The sequence below is a fragment of the Halocatena pleomorpha genome (genome assembly GCF_003862495.1).
Lineage (GTDB): Archaea > Halobacteriota > Halobacteria > Halobacteriales > Haloarculaceae > Halocatena > Halocatena pleomorpha.
On the sequence record NZ_RRCH01000003.1, the window covers coordinates 380232 to 398419 of the forward strand.

An 18188-nucleotide genomic window follows, 5' to 3' on the forward strand; every position below is an offset into this window, starting at 1 on the left:
TGGAGACGACAGTCGTTTGTGGCTGTCGAACAACGACACCGAACGAGTGAGGTTCCGTGCACGGTGCCGCCCCACTGTTCTCATCCGACAAATTCTTATTAAAAACGATCAGATAAATATTTTGTTAGTTGGTCCATTTATAGAAACGTCATGTCCGATAGTATAATCGTGGAACGGCTGGCAGAACATCCGAAACTAACGACTGCGATCTTCACGGTCCTGGTAGTGCTCTCCCAGAGCGGCGTCGCAGTCGCTCGCAATGCCACCTTTCCGGGACCGTAACCCAGTTTGCGGTGAGGCCTAACCGGCGGCGCGTCATTCGATCGAATCGAGAGAAACCGCATCACTCCACGCAAACGATCCCGCAATCCGAACGGGGAAGCGATCGTGGTGAAGATACTCTTTAATTTCTGAGCGAGAAGCGGTCACTGTTGTCATGTGGCCACTGTTGAGGTAAAACGTCTCTTCGTCTATGGCTGGTGCGTAGAGCATACCGACGGGTGAGCGGATCGTCGGATAGCCGTGAATATCCACTCGGAGCTCGTCGTTGTCCGAGGCGGGTGTGATTTCAGCGAGGATCGAGGTGGCGTCGTGTCGTTGGACGACCGCTCTACTGGGATCACCCACGATCATATACTGTTGTCCGGTGAGAAAGTCCTCACTGATGATGTCGAGGACGCCACTGAGGCTGAAGCCGCCGTTGAGCAGTCGCGCAACGGTCCGACCGATCTGGGTAGCCGGCGTGTTTCCGACGTTCGCCAGCGTACACAGCCCGCTGACTGCACCGCGTTCGACCAACGCCTCGCCTTGTTCGTAGGATCGACAGCCGTTGAGAACGAATATCCGGGTATTGACCGCGTCGAGCGTCCGAACGTCTAACCAGCCATCGGCACACTGGAGTCCGTCTGCGTCGACGTGTCCCACGTAGTGGACGAGATCGTACTCCTCGGTAAACAGCTCTCGAAGGTTGGCACGAGACAGTTGTTCGCGTATCGTCACGTCGAAATCCATTCGTTCGTGTTGTCCGTACAGTTCGGCAACATCCGATTCAGCTTCCATCTGTGCGTCGTTGCTGATCACTACCACTTCGTACTCTGTCGCCGTGATCGGATCGAACCGACGTTCGAACGCGTCCAGCGTCGGCTTTGTCCCCTGCATCGGATACCCATCAGCGAGCCACAGGTGGGCGATGCTGTCTGCGGTTGGGGGATTGTGAATGACCGATGACATGGCACTGTCGAACCCGTTTTCCGAGGATCGGGTGGGGGGACCCGAGACGGAGGACGTACCAGTCCCGTTGTCTGCCCCATCGTTGCGGGCGGCTTCCTGCCCCGCTCGATAGAACGCCTCGATTTCGGGCGCGTCTGAGGGCGGTGACCACGGACAACTCATCGGGAGACACCGGATGGTGCCGAGACTTGCAACGACGAACGGGAGATACGGAAGGTAGTTTCCAACCGGTCGAACGTCAGCAGTCAGCGGCCAGCGCGGAACGATGTCTTCGACGCGATCGAACGGGATCGAGAGATACGTCTGTACCTGTTCGGCAAGAGATCGCTCGTAGAGCGTCGCAAAATCGATTGCGATGGAATCCGAATGGCGTTGTTCGAGTGCTGTGCGTTCACCGAGCGTGATCGGATAAAACCCCTCCGTTCGCGCGATGCAATCGAGCGTAAAGACGTGTTTGAGGAGTTGCGCTCCACCCTGTTCGACGCCATCACCGCGGTCGAGTGGAATAGTACTGTCCCCGGCGACGAGACACGGGGTGTCTCCTGGAACGACAACGGCGTTCAGGTAGTAGGCCAGTGGCGCGACCGGATAGATCATCTCAAGCGTCGGTGGAACCTCAATGCGGAGACTCGCTGTCTCCGTGGTCCGCTCCAGATCTCCAGGGACCTGAAAGCGCTCGCCTCGTTCGAACAGCGGGGGGTGCCCCCGAAGCGTCGGAAACGACCGCTCACAGGAGGTGGTTTTCAGCGCCGATCCCAGACAGGACAGCGCACGCATGACATCTCGGGGCTGGTCGGTCGTCGTCACCGTCGCTGCCGGCACCTCATGAAACGACCGCAGCCCCAGCTGGACTGTCTCAGCCCCTCGGCAATCGATGATCCGGCCCCGATCGTCAGTGTGAGAGATTTCTACCTCTCCTTCGACGTACAGATACACTTTCAGACCCAACGAGGTGATATCAATGGTGTACTGTCCTGCCGACAACGAGGCGCTTTCGTGGTGCATGAGTTCGGCACAGACAAACCCACCATCATCCTGCACGAGTATCGGATTGGACTGGTGTGTCCAGACCGCAAGCGGCGACAGTTCATATGCCACGTCCACAGGGAATCGAAACTGAGTGCTCGAACAGCGTGCTGGCCGAACGCGCCGGCTCGTCGAAAGCTGTGCCCGAATTCCCTCGATATCGTCGACGAGATCGATCATTGGTGGCTTGGATCCCGACTGGGGAACAACGCGAACGGCGTCGTTGAGTACGGCTTGACTCATCGTTGGAGTGGAAGCCAATCGGTCACGTGATCAGTTTCGGACAGACGCCATCGGTGCTCGACAGATCCATTTGACTCACGAAGTTCGATGTGGATATCTATCAGAGGATCCAGCGCAGCCAGTGTTTCGGAGCCGGGTGAACACGGAAGATGAAAATGAGCCATACCCCCGACGGCCAGCACATCCGCACGGAGGGCGCGGACGAACGCTTCAGTTGCTGAGAGACCGTCGGTATCGAGGAGCACACACAGGGTTGCAATACCCAAGCGGAGTTCGCCCGGAACCGTCTGCCCGGCTCGAATAGTTTCTTTGATCGAGTCGTACAGGAGGTCCCCGAGATTGCCCATCGAATCCGACGGCTCCGAACTGGCAGCTGTCGGGGGCAACTCAGCCGTCGGATCAGCCGTACTTGCGATATCACGCACGACGCCAGTGTAATTGAGCGTGGTCACACTCGAATGGGCTGGTGTTATGCTCTCGGGAAGATACTGGGCGTCGAGATCCGACGTTGCGTCGGTAAGCGTTAGTACGCGTTGTCGAGACGTCTCACGCTCACCGAAAAGCCGACGCGACTGTGCAGCCCGAACCCGTTCATCTACCTGACCGGTCACGAGCACACAACAGCCACGACGTTTGAGTCCCATGAGTGTATCGGTGAACGATTTCTCAGTCTGTCTCGATCCCGAAGCGTTCGAACCGCGTGATGCGTGTTTCATGTTATTCATAGCATTCCATCAAAGTATCAACCTATCGGAATTCAGATTTATATTCAGCATTATGGTGTGGGAAATATATTCCCGATCGGGACGAACACGGGAGATGCACGTACTTATGTGTGCGACGGAAGAATCTGCGATCGGTGATGGAGACCGACGAACTGATTACTGTTCTCGAAGACGCTGGGATGTCTCCATATCAAGCGGACGCATACGCAACGCTGCTGGACCGTGGCTCTGCGGCTGCGAGTGAGATCGCGTCTGTGAGCGGCGTTCCCCAACCTCGAATTTACGACGTACTCCGCGCGCTCGAAGAGCAGGGATACGTCACCATGTACGATCAAGATCGCCTCTACGCTCGGGCGAACAGTCCGAATGACGCGCTTGCCGGCCTCAAAACGGCTGTTCAGCGGTACGAAGCCGCTATCGAAGAGATCGAAACGCGCTATCAGGAGCCAGAAGTCACCGACAGCAACGTGAGTTTGGTTCAGCAGCTACGAACGGTGTTTGACCACGCGCGTGACGCCATCGAGACGGCACACGATCACATCCAGTTGGCAGCCACCCCCAGTCGATTCAGGGCGCTTCAGCCACTGCTAGCGGAGGCCTATGACCGTGGTGTTCACGTCCATCTCTCGCTCTACTCACCCGCTGACGAAGCGCTTCCGGTCGATAGGGCCGCGTTCGATGGGGTCTGCACCGAAGTTCGGCGGCGCGAACTCACCGGTCCGTTTCTCGTGTTGGTCGATCGGGAGCAGGCGTGTTATGCAACGCCAGACAGGCAGACAGAAGAATACGGCGTCCTCATCGATGATTACACGACGGCGTACGTCTTTCACTGGTATTATCTGACACGGCTCTGGGAGGTGTACGAGACGATTTACGCTGATCGGAACGACCAGCCGCCGTTCTCGTTCGTCGAGATCACCGAATGCATTCGTGCCCTCGAACCGCTCCTCGAATCCGATGAACGAATAGCAGGACGGATCCGGGGGATTTTCACAGAGACCGGCCAAGAGTGCCAGCTCACAGGGGAATTCGTCGCCGTAAACTACACCGGTTCGCAGACCGATGGTGAGGGACCGTCGCTCGTGAAACTCGCTGCTGAGGCACAGATCCGCTTTCACACGGAGGAGACTGTCTACACCGTCGGTGGACGGGGCGCACACGTCGAAGACATCGCCGGCAAACGCTTCACGATTGACCGGATCGGGTAGAGGTATGCGGTGTTCGAACTGGAAACCATCACGCGGGTGTCTCAGCGTCAGCAACTGATCGGGCAACGGTCGGGAGCAGTCCCGTGACTGCGACGAGGAGAACGATCAAGACGAGAGCGGGAACGAACGCGACGCGCAACGATGTCGCTTCCGCGATGAGACCGATCACCACCGGACCGACTGCGAATCCGCCGTAGCCCGCTGTCGAAACGGCGGCGATCGCCTGTTCCGGTGGTGTCTCGGGGTCGTGGGTTGCTGCGATGCTCAGCGCAACCGGCATCATACCAGCGAGTCCGAGTCCCAACACCGCGAATCCGACCACGGCGACGAGTGGCCGAGCTAGGAGCGTCAGTCCGATACCCACGGCGGCAACGAGCGCGGCGAAACGGAGAAATCGCTTCGGATTCGTCCGCTCGACGGCGTGATCAGCGAGGAACCGTCCAAGCATCATCGTACCGGAAAATGCTGCGAAGCCGAGCGCACCGATGGTTTCGGTGCCACCGGCGCTAGTTTCGAGGAACACGGCGCTCCAATCGTTGCCGACGCCTTCGATGAACAGCGCACAGAAGCCGATGACACAGAAGGCAACGAGCGTCCGGGATGGCAACACGACGGTCGGTCCCGTTCCCGCGTCTGGAGATTTCGGGAGCAGCCAAACGCTCGCTGTGAGTCCTGTAACGAACAGAGCAGTGCCGACGAGCGTGAAGTGGGTCTGAACGGACAGGCCGACGCTGGTCGCAACCGCTCCGAGTCCCGCACCGACCAAGCCACCGCCACTGAACAAAGCGTGGAAACTCCCCATGATTTGGCCGGGATAGGCCCGTTCGATCCGAACGCCTTGGGCGTTGGCGGCGACATCAATCACACCCTTCCCGAATCCGAACACGAGAACCGCGCCGATGAGCGCAACAAGCCCCTTCGTGAGTGTGATTCCCACGAGTGCGACGGTGTAAACACCGAGTCCACCGCGGATGACCCACCGGCCACCGTAGCGCGAGACGAGAACGCCGCTTGTCATGAGTCCGAAAATACTCCCGATCGCGAGTCCGAGCAACGCAAGCCCGATCTCTCCCTCCGAGAGGGAAAGCGCTCTGCTGACAGCAGGAATACGTACCGCCCACGTCGAAAACACTACTCCGAGGACGGTGAAGATGACTGAATCTGCGAGACGGGCGCGCCGCGGCCGCTCGTTCCCCGCCTGAGACGACGCAGACTGGTAACTGCTGGTCTCCTCGTTGTCGCTACCGAATACCTCCATCACCGAGTCCAGAAGCCACGTTCGAAAACGCATCGTCGGACGATCAACGCTAAGACCTAATAATAATTATCAACTTGTTTAACAATACCTGTTGTTACACGCGACATCACTGCGGTCCGGCACTGTTCGGATCAGTGCCGGACTAATCAGACAGATTCAATAAATGTTCCACAACAAATAATATGTGTGGTGTTTCTAATAAGAAAATATGAGGGAGTAGCAACCCGAATAATCAGTGTTACAGGCGACCAATTTATTTACCATCAGATAATAATACACTACAATGAGTCGACCCGAGACCAACACCGAATCACTCACCACGCTTCACTGGATCGCTATCGGACTCACAATTATCACCGGTGTAATACATTTGGTGTTGGGGATCATGGCCTTTCCGGGCGTGCTCCCCACCGCGTTCTTGCTCGCGGGGATCGGCTTTTTCGCGGGGATCGGGCTGCTTTTGTTGGGCTACCGTCGTTCGCTCTACATAGTTGGCGTTCCGTTCGTCGCCGTTCAAATCGTGCTGTATCTCTGGATCAACCAGCGCGCGGGGTAGCCGCTGTCTGCAGCCCACAGAGAGACACCAAGCTACAGGATTTTCTCGAACTGGTCCGCGAGTCGTTTCCGGGCGAGCGTGTACGGAAGGGCGACGACGACCGTCGAAACAGCGATCCACCGAGGAAGCCCCTGAAAACAGACAGCGACCGGCGTTGAGAACGCCACTGTGAGCACGAAATCCTCGGGTGCTCCGTCGTACCGGACGACGTACCGAGCGCGGAGCCACTGTCCCCGGAGGTGGTCGTAGACGGCGTCCGTATTCGTTCGTTCCCACGGCCGGAGTTCCTCCCCGGCACCGAGCACATCGCTCACCGAATGGACAGCCGCGGCACTGACGGCGACTGCAGCCACGACGACGATGGGAATCGCAACCAGCGCGACCGCCGTGAGCGCAATCGCTGGCAGCCAGTACAACACGGGAAAGTGGAGCGTCCGCCGGTGATCACCGACGAGGAGATCCACGTCGGGGACGGCTCCACCGATCGCTCCGCCGATAGCGGTGGCGGTAGCGAATTCGGGCGCGACGGCCGCCACTGGTAGCGACAGGGCCATCCCAACGGCGATGTGGGTAAGAACCATCACGGCTCGGGCGTCTGATAAAGGAAATCGTACTGGTGTGTGGTGTAGCTCAGCGTTCCGGCGTCGAGCTGTCGCCGTCGCGTTTCAAGCCAGTCGTTCGCCTCGGGATGGTCGTTGACAGCGTCTTCAACGAATCCGAGAATCGCAGCGAGAAACGTTTGTTCCTCGCCGGGATACGTTCCATCACGCGGTCGAACGATCCAATCGGAGGAACCGACCGAGAGCAGGCGGCCGTCCCGCTTTCGGAGGTGATCGAGCACGTGTCGGCCAGCGTGCGCGTCGCGTCCGGATCGCTCGTCGATAGCGGCGTGGTACGCCGCCTCGATCGCCGCATCGGCCGGGTGGTCTGGCTGGAAGATCGTGCTGCCGTCGAACGTGAGCGGTGCGTAGACGAATCCAGACGCTCTCAGGGCGGCTTCGAAAGCGTCGAACGCCCGACGAACCGGAACGAGATCGAGGAAGGACGCCGCGATGAGAAGATCGGCGGTCTCCCCGTCGAACGCCGAGAGGGCATCTCCTTGCTCGAACCGGGCGGACAGCTCCGCGACCCGAAACCCCTCATCGAGCGGTTCGGCGTCGAGTTCGGTCGTCAACCGGTCCCGGGCGTGTTCGAGCACAGTCAGCGACCGATCGACACCTCGGTACGTTCCGGCGTCGACGCCCCATTCATGGAGCCGAGCGACCATCGTGCCCGTGCCACACCCGGCTTCAAGAACGCGCGGATCGTCCGGAAGCACAGTCAGCAGTCGCTCCCGGACCCGTGATGAAAGCGCCCGGCGATCGATCGACCGCTTCGCGTCGAGATACTGGGGATCAGCGTGGGTCATCGATCCAGAGAGCGGTGGTGGCTTGCCCACGCCGATTCGCCCTCCCAGAGACGGACGAGAAACTGCGTCGGATTTGGTTCACTGATCGCGTTTTCGACGCGGTCACCGAGCAGTCGGGCAAACCGCTCAACGCTCGGGTTGGTCCCTTCGAACTCCGGGAGATCGTTGAGCGTGGCGTCCCGGTATCGTTTCTCGATACTGTCGAGAGCAGCGTTCACCGCGTCAATATCGACGAGGTAACCGTACTCGTCGAGCGTCGGTCCGGCGAACCGTAGTTCGACAGCGTACCGGTGGCTGTGAACGTTTCCTTCCGCTCCTGGATCGGGAACGGTGAGATAATGCTGTGCGACGAAATCCCGCGTGACCGCGAGTTCATACATGTGATTCGTGTTCGTCATCATTGTGAGTACGTTAAGAGCACCTGCAAGGGAGAGCCGGTTCGGTCATCGAGCAGTTGGTACGCCAACGGTGCGTCAGTGAACGGGACGCGGTGAGTGATCAACGAGGCAACCGGGAGCGCTCGCAGACGAGCGAGCGCGGTGTCGATCCGCCGCGCCTTCGTCCAACGGCCGCGTGATTCGGGCGACAGCGTACTCACCTGACTCGATTCGATGGTAATGCGGTCGCGGTGGAAGTTCGTTCCGAGATCAAGCGGGGCTCGCTTGATACCGTACCACGATCCGACGACGACGCGGCCATCATACCCCGTCACGGAGACCGCGTCGTCGAGCACCGACGGACGGCCTGAGAGTTCGTACACGAGATCCATCCCGTCTTCGTTTCTCGTCACTGCTGCTAGTTCGTCGGGGGCAACAGTCTCGTCGGCGCCCAGTTCCGAGGCGTGTTCACGCCGGTCCGAGAGCGGATCGACCGCAACGAGTCGTTCGAGAGGAAACGTGGACAGCACGCCGATCGTACACAGACCGACGACGCCCGCGCCGAAGACGGCGACCCGTTCCCCAACACGCGGACGACCGTCGAGTACGAGCGATGTCGCCGTCTCAACTGATGGGAGTATCGCCACTGTTTCGTCGGTCACGTCGTCGGGAACGGGCACGAGCGCCTCGGGCTGTGTTGCGAATCGAGACTCATGGGGATTGAACGCGAAAACGCGCTGTCCAACGCGGTCGTCGGAGATCGTTTGGCCGGACGAGACGATCTCACCGACCGCTGCGTATCCATACCGGAGTGGGAACGAGAGATCACCGTCAAGCGCGTCAATGGTCTCATCAGCCGGAAGCTCCGGCGGGACCTCACCGCGATAAACGAGGAGTTCGGTCCCGCGGTTGATGGCTGAGACACGCGTTTTAACAACCACCTCGTCGGCGGCCGGCTCGAACGTTGTTCGCCGGAGTTCGGTCTCGTGTGGCGCGGTGAAATAAAGCGACTGCCGGTTCATCGACCGATCCCCTGTGGTGCGTCCTGTAGTCGTGTCCGTAGCGCCCCAAGCACCGTTGAGAGGGGCCTCACACCGGTTTCATCGGCGTCCCGAACGCGAACGATCTTTTCAAGAAGTATCTTCCACGGATCAAGTGTGTCAATCGCCCGACTGATTAGGGGTGGCGGAAGCGAGACCACGTGGTTGCCTGCGGTGTTCACACGCATTGTACATCTCGATCAATAATGATCCTTCTGTCGGCCGAGGTGGCACGCCACGACGAGGTAGTCCCGCAAAAACACGATCAGTGACGGTGGAAGCACGACGGCGGCGAGCGTTTGAATCGTCTCAGGTGAGAGCACAGGTGCCAGCGCGACCGTAATGAACACCATCTGTACTCCCGCAAGCGGCCGTCGAACTACGCTTGGTGGAAGCTCTGCGATCGGTTTCCCGCGTTGTCGTCGTAGTCCGCGGCCGGCTTTGAAGAGATATCGCGCGGCCGAAAGCGACAGATACCAAACGGGCAGCCGTCCCCAGAGCACGGCGACGATCGGGGCGACCAGAACGCCGAGCGTGTCAAACGCCATGTCCAATTTCGTCCCGAGCACCGTCGTTCGTCCCAGAATGCGGGCTGTGAACCCATCCACCCAATCGAGCAGACAGCCCGAGCCGTAGAGCAATGCTGGCATCCACGCCAGAGCGGGCGTCGGTTCGACGACGGCGAACCCAGCGACGGCCGCGAAGGCCGCGCCACGGGTGAGCGTCACCGCGTTTGCGAATCCGAGAGAATCGTACAACCCCTCTGTCCCTACTGGATGATTCGTGTCGAGATGCTGCCGGAGGTATCGAAGCTCAACAGTCCCGACGACAGTTGTGAGAACGAGCCACTGCGTCGCCAGCTGAGGGGCTGTAACCACGGCAACGCCGCTGGCTCCGGCGAGCAGCACGAGCATGAAGAGGGCGACGACGAGAATCCAATCACGCTGAAGACTGGTCGTTGTGGTCGCTGTCATAGGAGTCGCCCAGACGCCGGATCTTCAAGCGACAAGTCAGAGAGACCAGCTACACACTTCCCCGCGACCGATCCCGCACCAACGAACACACACGTCACGACGCGTCTTTCGATCGGAAACACAAAAAAGTAGAGGGCGTAGGGTTATTGAGAAACGACACGAACGCCGCATATGGCCCGCGTCGCTGTGCTCCACAACACGCTTGATTTCCATGGCGGTGCTGACGCTGTCTGTCTCGCTGCTTGTGAAGCGCTCCAGACCATCCACGATGTCACGTTGATCACCGTTTCGGGGACGAACCCAGCAGTTCTCGCGGACCGCTTTGGTGTCTCCATCCCGGATATCGCTGTGAGGATGCCCCGTGGTGCACCGGCAATCTCGGGGACGCTTTCGGCTGGTGCTCCGTGGATCGGTCCACAACTCGCGTTCCGGAGTGTCCTGCTCCACCGCTTTTTCCGATCATTTGCTGGTGAATTCGATCTCGCGGTGAGCACGGCAAACGAGTTCTCGCTGTCGCTTCCATCGGTCCAGTACGTCCATTATCCGCAGTTCAATCTCCATCGGCTTTCTGACGCTGCTCCGGGTCGTCTGAACCGTCTCTGGAGCCGCCTCGCCGGTCCCACCCGTGCTGAGGCGACTGCTCCCGGTGTCACACTGCTCTCGAATTCCTCGTGGACAGCGTCAGTGGTCGAGGAGATTTACGGCGGTCGGCCGACGGTGTGTGTCCCACCTGTCGATCCGGTCCCGTGTGACCGTCCGTGGTCGGACCGTGAGGAAGGAATCGTCGTGGTCGGGCGACTCGCGCCGGATAAACGAGTGCTCGACGCGATCACGGTGATCGACCGTCTCCGCGAACGAGGATACGATCTTCACCTCCACATCGTTGGCGCGACACCGCGGGCGTACCGAAATTACGCCGCTCGGGTCACCGCCGCCGCCCGCGAACGATCGTACGTCGTGGTGGAACGAAACGTCACACGAAGCCGTCGTGAACGGTTGTTGTGCACCCACAAGTACGGCCTGAATATGAAACCGAAAGAGCATTTTGGGATGACCGTCGCTGAGTACGGCACGGCCGGAATGATCGCGTTCGCTCCCGCGAGTGGGGGCCAACAGGAAGTGCTCGACGGTCGTTCCGATCGGCTGTTCGATTCCCTCAGAGAGGCCGTCACACTCATCGCACGTGCGGTAGACGCCGACGAATCTCCGGCGTTCTCCACAGAACGGTTCTCCCGAAAGACATTCCAGAGATCACTTCGATCACACGTTGAGCGACTCCTCGAAGCACAGTGAACCCGGCATTCGCAAGTAGCCATCTCTCTGCAAGTTTACACGACGTAGTAGTCGTTGGCCGATTTTTGTTCCCGATCCTTCTGGCTCCCAGGTTTGTTCGCTCGCGGGCGGCCAGTGGTTGGATCCTTCCGGAAGGTTACGCCCACGGTCTGTAAAAACCGGTTTATTCCGTGGTGGACGGGCTGCGGAGACCGCCCGATCCCTCGCGTTCCGGGGTCGCCCTCGAACACCACGGCCCGGTCGGAAACGTAATCAAGAAGGAGTAAATCGTGCTCGATAACGAAGCAGTACACGTTCTCTCGCGTGACGAACTGGCGCAGCGTCGCACCGAACGCCGTTCGTTGCTGGGCGTCGAGATACGCAGACGGCTCGTCCAACAGATACAGCTGTGCGTCTCGACCGAGCGCGAGCGCGATGCTCACTCGCTGTAGCTCACCGCCGGAGAGATCCGCCACTGTTCGTTCCGACAAAGAATCGAGATCGAACGACTGCCGCAGATCGGTTTCGACCGTTCGACTGGAGACATCAAGGGCGCTGGCGAACAACTCTTCTACCGTCCCTTCGAAGGCGGGTTGCAGATACTGGGGTTTGTACGAGACCCTGACATCGGTGCCGATCTCTCCCTCGTCTGGCGTGAGAACGCCTGCAAGCAGCTTTGCGAACGTCGTTTTTCCCAGCCCGTTTCGACCCAGAATGCCGAGAACTTCACCGTCCCGGAGCGTTCCCGGTTCGACGCGCAGTGAAAACGACTCGAATGACGTTTTCAGCGTCGGAAATTCGAACGCGTCAGTTCCGCGATCGGCGGGGCGTGTAGAGTCCTGAAGGAAGTCGATCGCCTGTTCCCGGATCCGGACGTTTTCATCGCGCAAATAGCCATCGAGAAACTGATTGATCCCGCGCCGGGTTGAAAGCGGCCGTGAGACAACCCCGAACCCCGCCGGTTCACCGTACACCACATGAACGCTGTCAGCGACGACATCCAGCGTGATGAGGTCGTGATCGACAACAAGTGCCACCGAGTCCCCTGTGAACTCCTGTATTGTTTGGGCGACCGTCAGCCGTTGATCGACATCGAGATACGACGACGGTTCGTCGATCAGATACGTGTCGGCGTCAGCCACGAGCGTCGCAGCGACCGCAACACGTTGTAACTCGCCGCCGGAAACGTCATCGACGCGCCGGTCGGTGAGCGCAGTGAGATCGAGGCGTTCGAGGAGCGCATCACCCACGCCTCGTTCGTCGCGGTCACCGAGGAGATCCCCAACGGTGCCGTCGTACTGATCGTGAATCCGATCGATCCGCTGGGGTTTGTACGCCGTTCGAACGGTTCCGTCCCGGAGCCGTTCGAGATACGTCTGGACAGCAGTACCGCGAAATTCACGAACGATGGTGTCCCACCCCGGATCAGCCGCGGCGTCTCCGAGATTTGGTTTCAACGATCTGCTGAGAATGCCGAGCGCAGTCGATTTGCCGACGCCGTTCGGACCGAGCAAGCCGACGACACGCCCCTCGGACGGTCCGGGCAGTTCGTAGAGGCGAAAGCCGTTGTCTCCGAACTGATGGACCAACTCACCGCGTTCAGCGGGAAGCTGCACGATCTCGATCGCGTCAGTGGGAATCTTGTTTGCAACGATCTTGTGCTCCTCGATCACTACCTCGTCGTTGATGTGTAACTCCCCGTCGTCTGTCAGGTGAAACCCCTCATCCTGCCCCGTCTGATTCAGGGGATCGTATTTCAGCGCGATGTCTCGAACCTCGTCGGTGACCATCTCCTGATCGATCACCGCCACGTACTTATCTTGTTGCGCTGATGTGGTGGGGTCTCCCATGCGAACGAGTAGTGGACCGGACCACAAGTGAATTTCTGCGGCTCCGCGCTCGGACGGCCATCGATGACCCGATCGGAGTGCAGTAGTTGTAATTGAAGGGGAACCGGGTAGCTATGGCGATCGATACTGCATGTTGAGCACACCGGTGGGACTACAGGGACAGCGTCGACGCGGGGGCTGTTGGCGAGACGGACGACGTTTCGATGAGCGTGGATCTGATGAGCGTGTCGTGCCCCCGGCGCAACCGTTCGGAAAGGGCCTGGTGCGAGACGCTCATCTTGTCCGCCAGTTCCTCAAGCCCGATTTTCCGGGGAACGTCGAAATACCCGTGTCGACACGCCTGCGTGAGAACCCGGTGCTGTGCCGGTGTCAGTCCACACTGGACCATCCGATCGGAGTCAAGTGAGCGAATCGTATCGATCGTAACGGAAAGCCCGTAGCGCTCACAGCACTCCGTCGCGGTTCGAACATCCTCACGGGTGGGATAGAGAACTTCGACGGCCCATCCTGACCGGGTGCCGCGGTTGCTGAGCAGGATTCCCTGCGATTGAAGAAGGATTTCGATGCAGCGGTGAACGTTGTGAGTCCACTCCACCCGATATAAGCACCGATCGTCAGATTGACACAGCTCTTTAGCAGCAAACACGGTCGGGTCATCATTCAAGATGCCTGTCAGATCAGCTTCGTCAGTGCTGGCCCACAACATAGACATGTTGGCTGTCTCGCCCGCCGCTACAAGCGGAGCACACTCGACGGTGAGATCCGGCACCGTGGCAAACGTTTCGTGCAACCCGAACGCTTCGGTCGGAAGCCGCCCACACACGAGCGTGCTTTCGTCTCCTCGGCCGATCCCAGCGATCTGGTTCGCGTTTCGATCCGTTCGAATGCCCATGTCCGTCTGATCGGGTGACTCGCCGGTAAGTATTTCCTTGATCATCTTACTATTAATTCTCTCTTCCATCCTGTATAATAATCGTCGGTGTGACTAATTACTCAACCACCCTTCAGTAAGAAAGGTGTCAGCAGTCACTCCTCGCTCGCCGCGCTGTCGCTTGTTGTGTTCGAAATGAGCGTTTCCCGGACCAGCACGGAGAGACCACGACGGAGGCGCTGTGACAGCGCGGAATCGCTGATATCCATCGCGTCAGCGAGGTCAGTTACGGAACTGTCTCGGGGGACGTTGAAGTAGCCCTGTCGATACGCCTCCGTGATCGCTTCTCGTTGTTTGGTTGATAACGACGGGTCGTCGGTCGATTCGGCCGAACTGTGCAACTGCCGGAGCAACAGGGGGATACCATGATCGGTAACGGCTTGATTGAACGCCGTGAGATCCTCGTGAGTCGCAAAGCGAAGCCGAAACCGCCACTCCTCGGCGGTGCCTTCGGCTTTAAGCAGACGGGCATCCGTGTCGATCATGATCCGGATGAGTCCACCGATTTCCGTTTGCCAGTGGACTTCGAACAGTTCCTCATCGTTCGCCGTCGAAATGGTTCGAACGAGTTCCGTCTGTGAATGCTCCTGAAGCGCCGCTTGCACCGCCGATGGATCGTCGTGTGATAGCCACACCAACGGCAACGGCTCGGAGCGGAGTGGCACGACCCGCTCAAGCCGAACGCTAAGACCCTGAAACTCACTGAACACCCGTCCCAGTTCGAAACTCTCAGCAGGGATTGTGATATCAACGACGATGTTTGTATCAGTCATGTGTTCGGAGTGTTGCTGTATGGTTGCTACTGATAACAAAGAATATAGAACCTTCGATATTCAAGGATTATATAAAATATGCCGCCGTACCACTCCGGGGTCTCGGTGGCGACCGGGGCTGGATCCTGCCGTCCCCGCGTGTCTCGACAGGTTGCTTTCGATTACTCACCGAGCGGACAGTATTTACGACTCGGCGTCGTAGTCCCCGTCAATGTCCCGGAACATTCTCGTTCCGATCGATAGCTCCGAGCAATCGCGCGAGGCATTGGAGTACGCGCTGACCGAACACGCTGAGGACGACATCACGGTCATTCACGTTCTGGATCCTGTCCAGCAGCACGCTTACGGCGGAATCGAAGGGGGTGGGATGGTGAGTTACGAAGCCATTCAAGAACAACGACAGCAAGAGGCCCAACAGCTGTTGGCGGAGGCGACCGAACGGGCCGACGCCCACAACGTTGGCATTGACACCGAAATACAAACCGGATCAACCAAACGCGCCATCGTGGCGTACGCTGACGACCACGGGATGGATCACATCGTTATTGGAAGCCACGGCCGTTCCGGTGCGAGTCGTATCCTCCTCGGAAGCGTCGCCGAAACGGTTGCTCGCCGGTCATCAGTGCCAGTTACCATCGTTCGGTAAGCATCGCACAGTGAGACGCTGAACAGTGACGATCCCTGCGCCGCAGGCCAGGAAACACAGGGGTGTTCGAACGGTGTCTTTCCTGAATCGGATCGACCATCAACGACTCGCCTTCGGTTCGAACGAGATCACAGGAGCGATCGGTGATTCGATCACGGTGTTGCCGATCGTCGTCGCTCTCGGACTCGTGACCGATGTCTCGGTGCCACACGTGCTGGTGGCCTTCGGCGTCTTCCAGATCATCTGGGGAATCAGATACGGCCTGCCCGTTTCGGTCGAACCGATGAAGGCGTTGGCCGCCCTCGCTATCGCTGGAACGCTCACATACGCTGAACTCGCCACCGCCGGGGTGATACTGGGCGTCGTGCTCCTCGTGATCGGTCTCGGGGGCGTCTTAGCAGCCGCCGAACGCTGGATCGGAACGCCGGTCGTCCGAGGCGTGCAGTTCGCAGTCGGGTTGCTCCTCGTTGAAACCGGTCTCCACCTCGCCAGCGACCGGTGGGTTCTCGCCGGCGTGGGGGCGCTGATCGTCGTCGTGCTCATCTGTGCAGGTTCGAAAAACGTGAGCGCGCTCGCCGTCCTGACCGTCGGGATAACGATTGCCATCGTGACAGCAGGACTACCGGCACCCCACTGGCCGGGACCGCCGCCAACGCCGTTCACAACTGGGATCACGTGGACTACTGCGGACGGCGTGGTTGCGCAGTTGGCGATGACGATTGGGAACGCGGCACTCGCAAGTTCGCTGTTGATCGCTGATCGCTTCGGAGAAGATGTCACACCCGACGAACTGTCGACGAGCATGGGGATGACGAATCTGGTGGCGATTCCAGTCGGTGGAATCCCGATGTGCCACGGCTGTGATGGGATCGCGGGAAAACACGCGTTCGGCGCGCGAACAGGCGGTGCGAACGTCGTCGTCGGGTTGTTTTATCTTGGGATCGCGCTTTTCACGACAGCACCGCTGCTACGCGCGTTTCCAGTGGCGATGCTCGGCGTATTGCTCGTGATCATCGGGGCGTCGCTGGCGACGAGCGTCCTGCGCTCCTCGAACCGTCTGCTCTCAGCAGGTATCGGAGTGGTGGCGATCCTCGTGGGTCTCGGCGTCGCGTTCGCTGTCGGAATCCTCGTGCACCTAACCCTGGAACGAACGACCGCTGAAAACTGATTCCTGTTCGGGTATATTGCTGTTGGTTATGTGTAGTATCATCCCTTATTACAAGCATACGCTTGTAATGGTCGTGCTTGGAAATGTCTGGGTTGGCTGTAATACAGATAGATCGGCTCCGGACCGTACTGTATCGGTTCTGCGCGAATTGTCTGTGATCGAATATTTATTGGAATCGAGCGGGGACCGCCCGTGAGAGAGGACGCGCAACGGCAGTCATTGCAACCACACGGCTTTTCTCTCACGGTAACACATCTTCTAGCGATGGACATCTCGGAGGCTGTTATGACCGAGCACGCATCGTTCGATCCAGAGACGCGGGTGTCAAAGCTCCGAGGGGCGTTCGATCGGGAGGTGTTGACGAACGCCATCCTCGTAGAGGGCGAGGAAGTCGAAGGGGTTATTCCGCGAAAGGAACTGCTCGGCTCCCACCACGACCCGGGGGAGAAGTTACGGTCGATCGTTCGGAGTCCACCCCGGGTCAGTCGGACGGAGGATGTCCGAGAAACGGCGCGGTTGATGGTTGAGAGTGAACTGAAACTGCTGCCCGTCTACGAGGGAACACAGTTCTATGGGGTTATCACCGACCACGCCATTCTCGATCTCGTGTTGGAACATTTAGACGCACTCAGTGTCGAGGATGTCTTCACCCGAGATCTCATCTCGGTCAAACCGGACGATACGCTGGGCCGGGTCATCAACGTGCTCCGGGAAAACGACATCTCTCGCGTGCCAGTGATCGAAGAGACGGAAGCGATCGGTCTCATCAGCGTCTTCGACCTCGTGGAGTTCATCGTCCGGAAGATGGACCGCAATCGAAGCGGTGCACCCGACGGCTTCGACGGCCACGGCGGGGCGGGTTCGTCTCCTGGCTTTCGCAGCAACCGCAGCTTTGGCGAGCGCGTTGGCGAATCTGCCCGGATGCTCGACCTCCCAGCTCGGGATGTAATGTCGACGCCTGTCCGCACTGTTGCCCCCGAGACGCCGCTTGATGAAGCCGTTGCGGAGATCCTCGGCACTGAGTACTCATCGTTGGTTGCCATCAACTCGAACGGCACACCGATCGGCATCATGACGACGACTGACGTTCTGCGCGCGCTGACGGTCGACGAAGAGAGCCACATGGACATACAAGTGTTCGGTGTCGAACATTTGGAAGGAAATCTTACCCGTACCGACATCGCCTCCCGAATCGAACGGATCGACCAGAAATACCAAGACATGGATATTTTGGAAGCGAACGTCGTGTTCCACGAGCATCAGGAGCGCCAGCGCGGCACGCCGTTATTGCTCGTAACCGTTCGGCTGTTCACCGATCAAGGGCGGTTCGTGGGATCGGCCGAGGAGTACGGTGCCCGCCCGGCGTTCAAGGAGGCGGCCGCCGTTGCGGAAGGAAATGCCCTTGAAGATAAATCCCGGAAGCACCCCGGTGAACGGCGGAATCGTTCCTCCTCACAGGCCAAAAAGCTGCTCAGCTGGTGGCGTACAGCCGAATAGTGAGAC

At 59.1% G+C, this 18188-nt stretch carries 19 protein-coding genes; 7 read left to right on the forward strand and 12 right to left on the reverse strand.

The annotated features are described in order from the left end of the window. Window positions 1-150 precede the first annotated feature (150 nt). Window positions 151-282 (forward strand): DUF7503 family protein, encoded by a 132-nt coding sequence (locus EIK79_RS18925; protein WP_267900516.1) that lies wholly within the window; start codon window positions 151-153, stop codon window positions 280-282. Between the two features lie 33 nt (window positions 283-315). Here EIK79_RS18925 and EIK79_RS02930 read toward each other — a convergent pair whose 3' ends face one another. Together EIK79_RS02930 and EIK79_RS02935 are read right to left on the reverse strand one after the other, a co-directional pair. After that, a complete protein-coding gene (locus tag EIK79_RS02930) occupies window positions 316-2499 on the reverse strand; it encodes a hypothetical protein (protein WP_124953626.1) in 2184 nt (727 codons plus the stop codon). Continuing rightward, window positions 2496-3215: a DUF7504 family protein gene (locus tag EIK79_RS02935; protein ID WP_124953627.1), complete on the reverse strand. Its 720-nt coding sequence runs from the start codon at window positions 3213-3215 to the stop codon at window positions 2496-2498. The genes EIK79_RS02930 and EIK79_RS02935 overlap by 4 nt, the downstream gene beginning before the upstream one ends. A gap of 119 nt (window positions 3216-3334) precedes the next feature. On the opposite strand from EIK79_RS02935, the gene EIK79_RS02940 reads away from it, so the two are divergent. Beyond that, entirely contained in the window at window positions 3335-4432 is a 1098-nt protein-coding gene (locus EIK79_RS02940) for a TrmB family transcriptional regulator (RefSeq protein ID WP_233737870.1), read from the forward strand. A 28-nt stretch (window positions 4433-4460) separates the two neighbouring features. On the opposite strand, the gene EIK79_RS02945 is transcribed toward EIK79_RS02940, so the two are convergent. Further along, window positions 4461-5723, reverse strand: a complete 1263-nt coding sequence (locus EIK79_RS02945; protein ID WP_233737873.1) for an MFS transporter — start codon at window positions 5721-5723, stop codon at window positions 4461-4463. 250 nt (window positions 5724-5973) lie between these two features. Here EIK79_RS02945 and EIK79_RS02950 point away from each other — a divergent pair, with 250 nt between their 5' ends. Beyond that, a complete protein-coding gene (locus tag EIK79_RS02950) occupies window positions 5974-6246 on the forward strand; it encodes a DUF7475 family protein (RefSeq protein WP_124953628.1) in 273 nt (90 codons plus the stop codon). 32 nt (window positions 6247-6278) lie between these two features. On the opposite strand, the gene EIK79_RS02955 is transcribed toward EIK79_RS02950, so the two are convergent. The 6 genes from EIK79_RS02955 to EIK79_RS02980 are packed head-to-tail and all read right to left on the reverse strand — an operon-like array spanning window position 6279 to window position 10045. Next, window positions 6279-6830 carry a metal-dependent hydrolase gene (locus EIK79_RS02955; RefSeq protein WP_124953629.1) on the reverse strand — a complete coding sequence of 184 codons (552 nt, stop codon included), beginning with the start codon at window positions 6828-6830 and terminating at the stop codon, window positions 6279-6281. Continuing rightward, window positions 6827-7684 carry a class I SAM-dependent methyltransferase gene (locus EIK79_RS02960; RefSeq protein ID WP_233737883.1) on the reverse strand — a complete coding sequence of 286 codons (858 nt, stop codon included), beginning with the start codon at window positions 7682-7684 and terminating at the stop codon, window positions 6827-6829. The genes EIK79_RS02955 and EIK79_RS02960 overlap by 4 nt, the downstream gene beginning before the upstream one ends. Next, window positions 7651-8052 carry a 6-pyruvoyl trahydropterin synthase family protein gene (locus EIK79_RS02965; RefSeq protein WP_185715486.1) on the reverse strand — a complete coding sequence of 134 codons (402 nt, stop codon included), beginning with the start codon at window positions 8050-8052 and terminating at the stop codon, window positions 7651-7653. The genes EIK79_RS02960 and EIK79_RS02965 overlap by 34 nt, the downstream gene beginning before the upstream one ends. Then, complete coding sequence (locus EIK79_RS02970) at window positions 8052-9053, reverse strand: zinc-dependent alcohol dehydrogenase (RefSeq protein ID WP_124953630.1); 1002 nt, start codon at window positions 9051-9053, stop codon at window positions 8052-8054. The genes EIK79_RS02965 and EIK79_RS02970 overlap by 1 nt, the downstream gene beginning before the upstream one ends. After that, window positions 9050-9253, reverse strand: coding sequence for a hypothetical protein (locus tag EIK79_RS02975; protein WP_124953631.1), 204 nt, complete (start codon window positions 9251-9253; stop codon window positions 9050-9052). The genes EIK79_RS02970 and EIK79_RS02975 overlap by 4 nt, the downstream gene beginning before the upstream one ends. An 18-nt stretch (window positions 9254-9271) precedes the next feature. Next, window positions 9272-10045 carry a CDP-alcohol phosphatidyltransferase family protein gene (locus EIK79_RS02980; protein ID WP_124953632.1) on the reverse strand — a complete coding sequence of 258 codons (774 nt, stop codon included), beginning with the start codon at window positions 10043-10045 and terminating at the stop codon, window positions 9272-9274. 171 nt (window positions 10046-10216) lie between these two features. Here EIK79_RS02980 and EIK79_RS02985 point away from each other — a divergent pair, with 171 nt between their 5' ends. After that, a complete protein-coding gene (locus EIK79_RS02985; RefSeq protein WP_124953633.1) occupies window positions 10217-11338 on the forward strand; it encodes a glycosyltransferase in 1122 nt (373 codons plus the stop codon). 35 nt (window positions 11339-11373) lie between these two features. Here the strand turns inward: EIK79_RS02985 and EIK79_RS02990 are convergent, their stop codons facing one another. From EIK79_RS02990 to EIK79_RS03000, 3 genes are all read right to left on the reverse strand, one after another. Further along, entirely contained in the window at window positions 11374-13167 is a 1794-nt protein-coding gene (locus EIK79_RS02990) for a ribosome biogenesis/translation initiation ATPase RLI (RefSeq protein ID WP_124953634.1), read from the reverse strand. 151 nt (window positions 13168-13318) lie between these two features. Further along, complete coding sequence (locus tag EIK79_RS02995; RefSeq protein ID WP_185715487.1) at window positions 13319-14059, reverse strand: helix-turn-helix domain-containing protein; 741 nt, start codon at window positions 14057-14059, stop codon at window positions 13319-13321. 134 nt (window positions 14060-14193) lie between these two features. Continuing rightward, on the reverse strand, window positions 14194-14871 hold the full coding sequence (locus tag EIK79_RS03000) for a helix-turn-helix domain-containing protein (RefSeq protein WP_124953636.1): 678 nt from the start codon (window positions 14869-14871) through the stop codon (window positions 14194-14196). A 211-nt stretch (window positions 14872-15082) separates the two neighbouring features. Here EIK79_RS03000 and EIK79_RS03005 point away from each other — a divergent pair, with 211 nt between their 5' ends. The 3 genes from EIK79_RS03005 to EIK79_RS03015 all read left to right on the forward strand — a co-directional run bounded on the left by EIK79_RS03005 (window position 15083) and on the right by EIK79_RS03015 (window position 18182). Continuing rightward, window positions 15083-15517 carry a universal stress protein gene (locus EIK79_RS03005; RefSeq protein WP_124953637.1) on the forward strand — a complete coding sequence of 145 codons (435 nt, stop codon included), beginning with the start codon at window positions 15083-15085 and terminating at the stop codon, window positions 15515-15517. A gap of 73 nt (window positions 15518-15590) precedes the next feature. Next, window positions 15591-16685: a putative sulfate/molybdate transporter gene (locus tag EIK79_RS03010; RefSeq protein WP_124953638.1), complete on the forward strand. Its 1095-nt coding sequence runs from the start codon at window positions 15591-15593 to the stop codon at window positions 16683-16685. A 264-nt stretch (window positions 16686-16949) separates the two neighbouring features. Beyond that, entirely contained in the window at window positions 16950-18182 is a 1233-nt protein-coding gene (locus EIK79_RS03015; protein ID WP_124953639.1) for a CBS domain-containing protein, read from the forward strand. Window positions 18183-18188 lie beyond the last annotated feature (6 nt).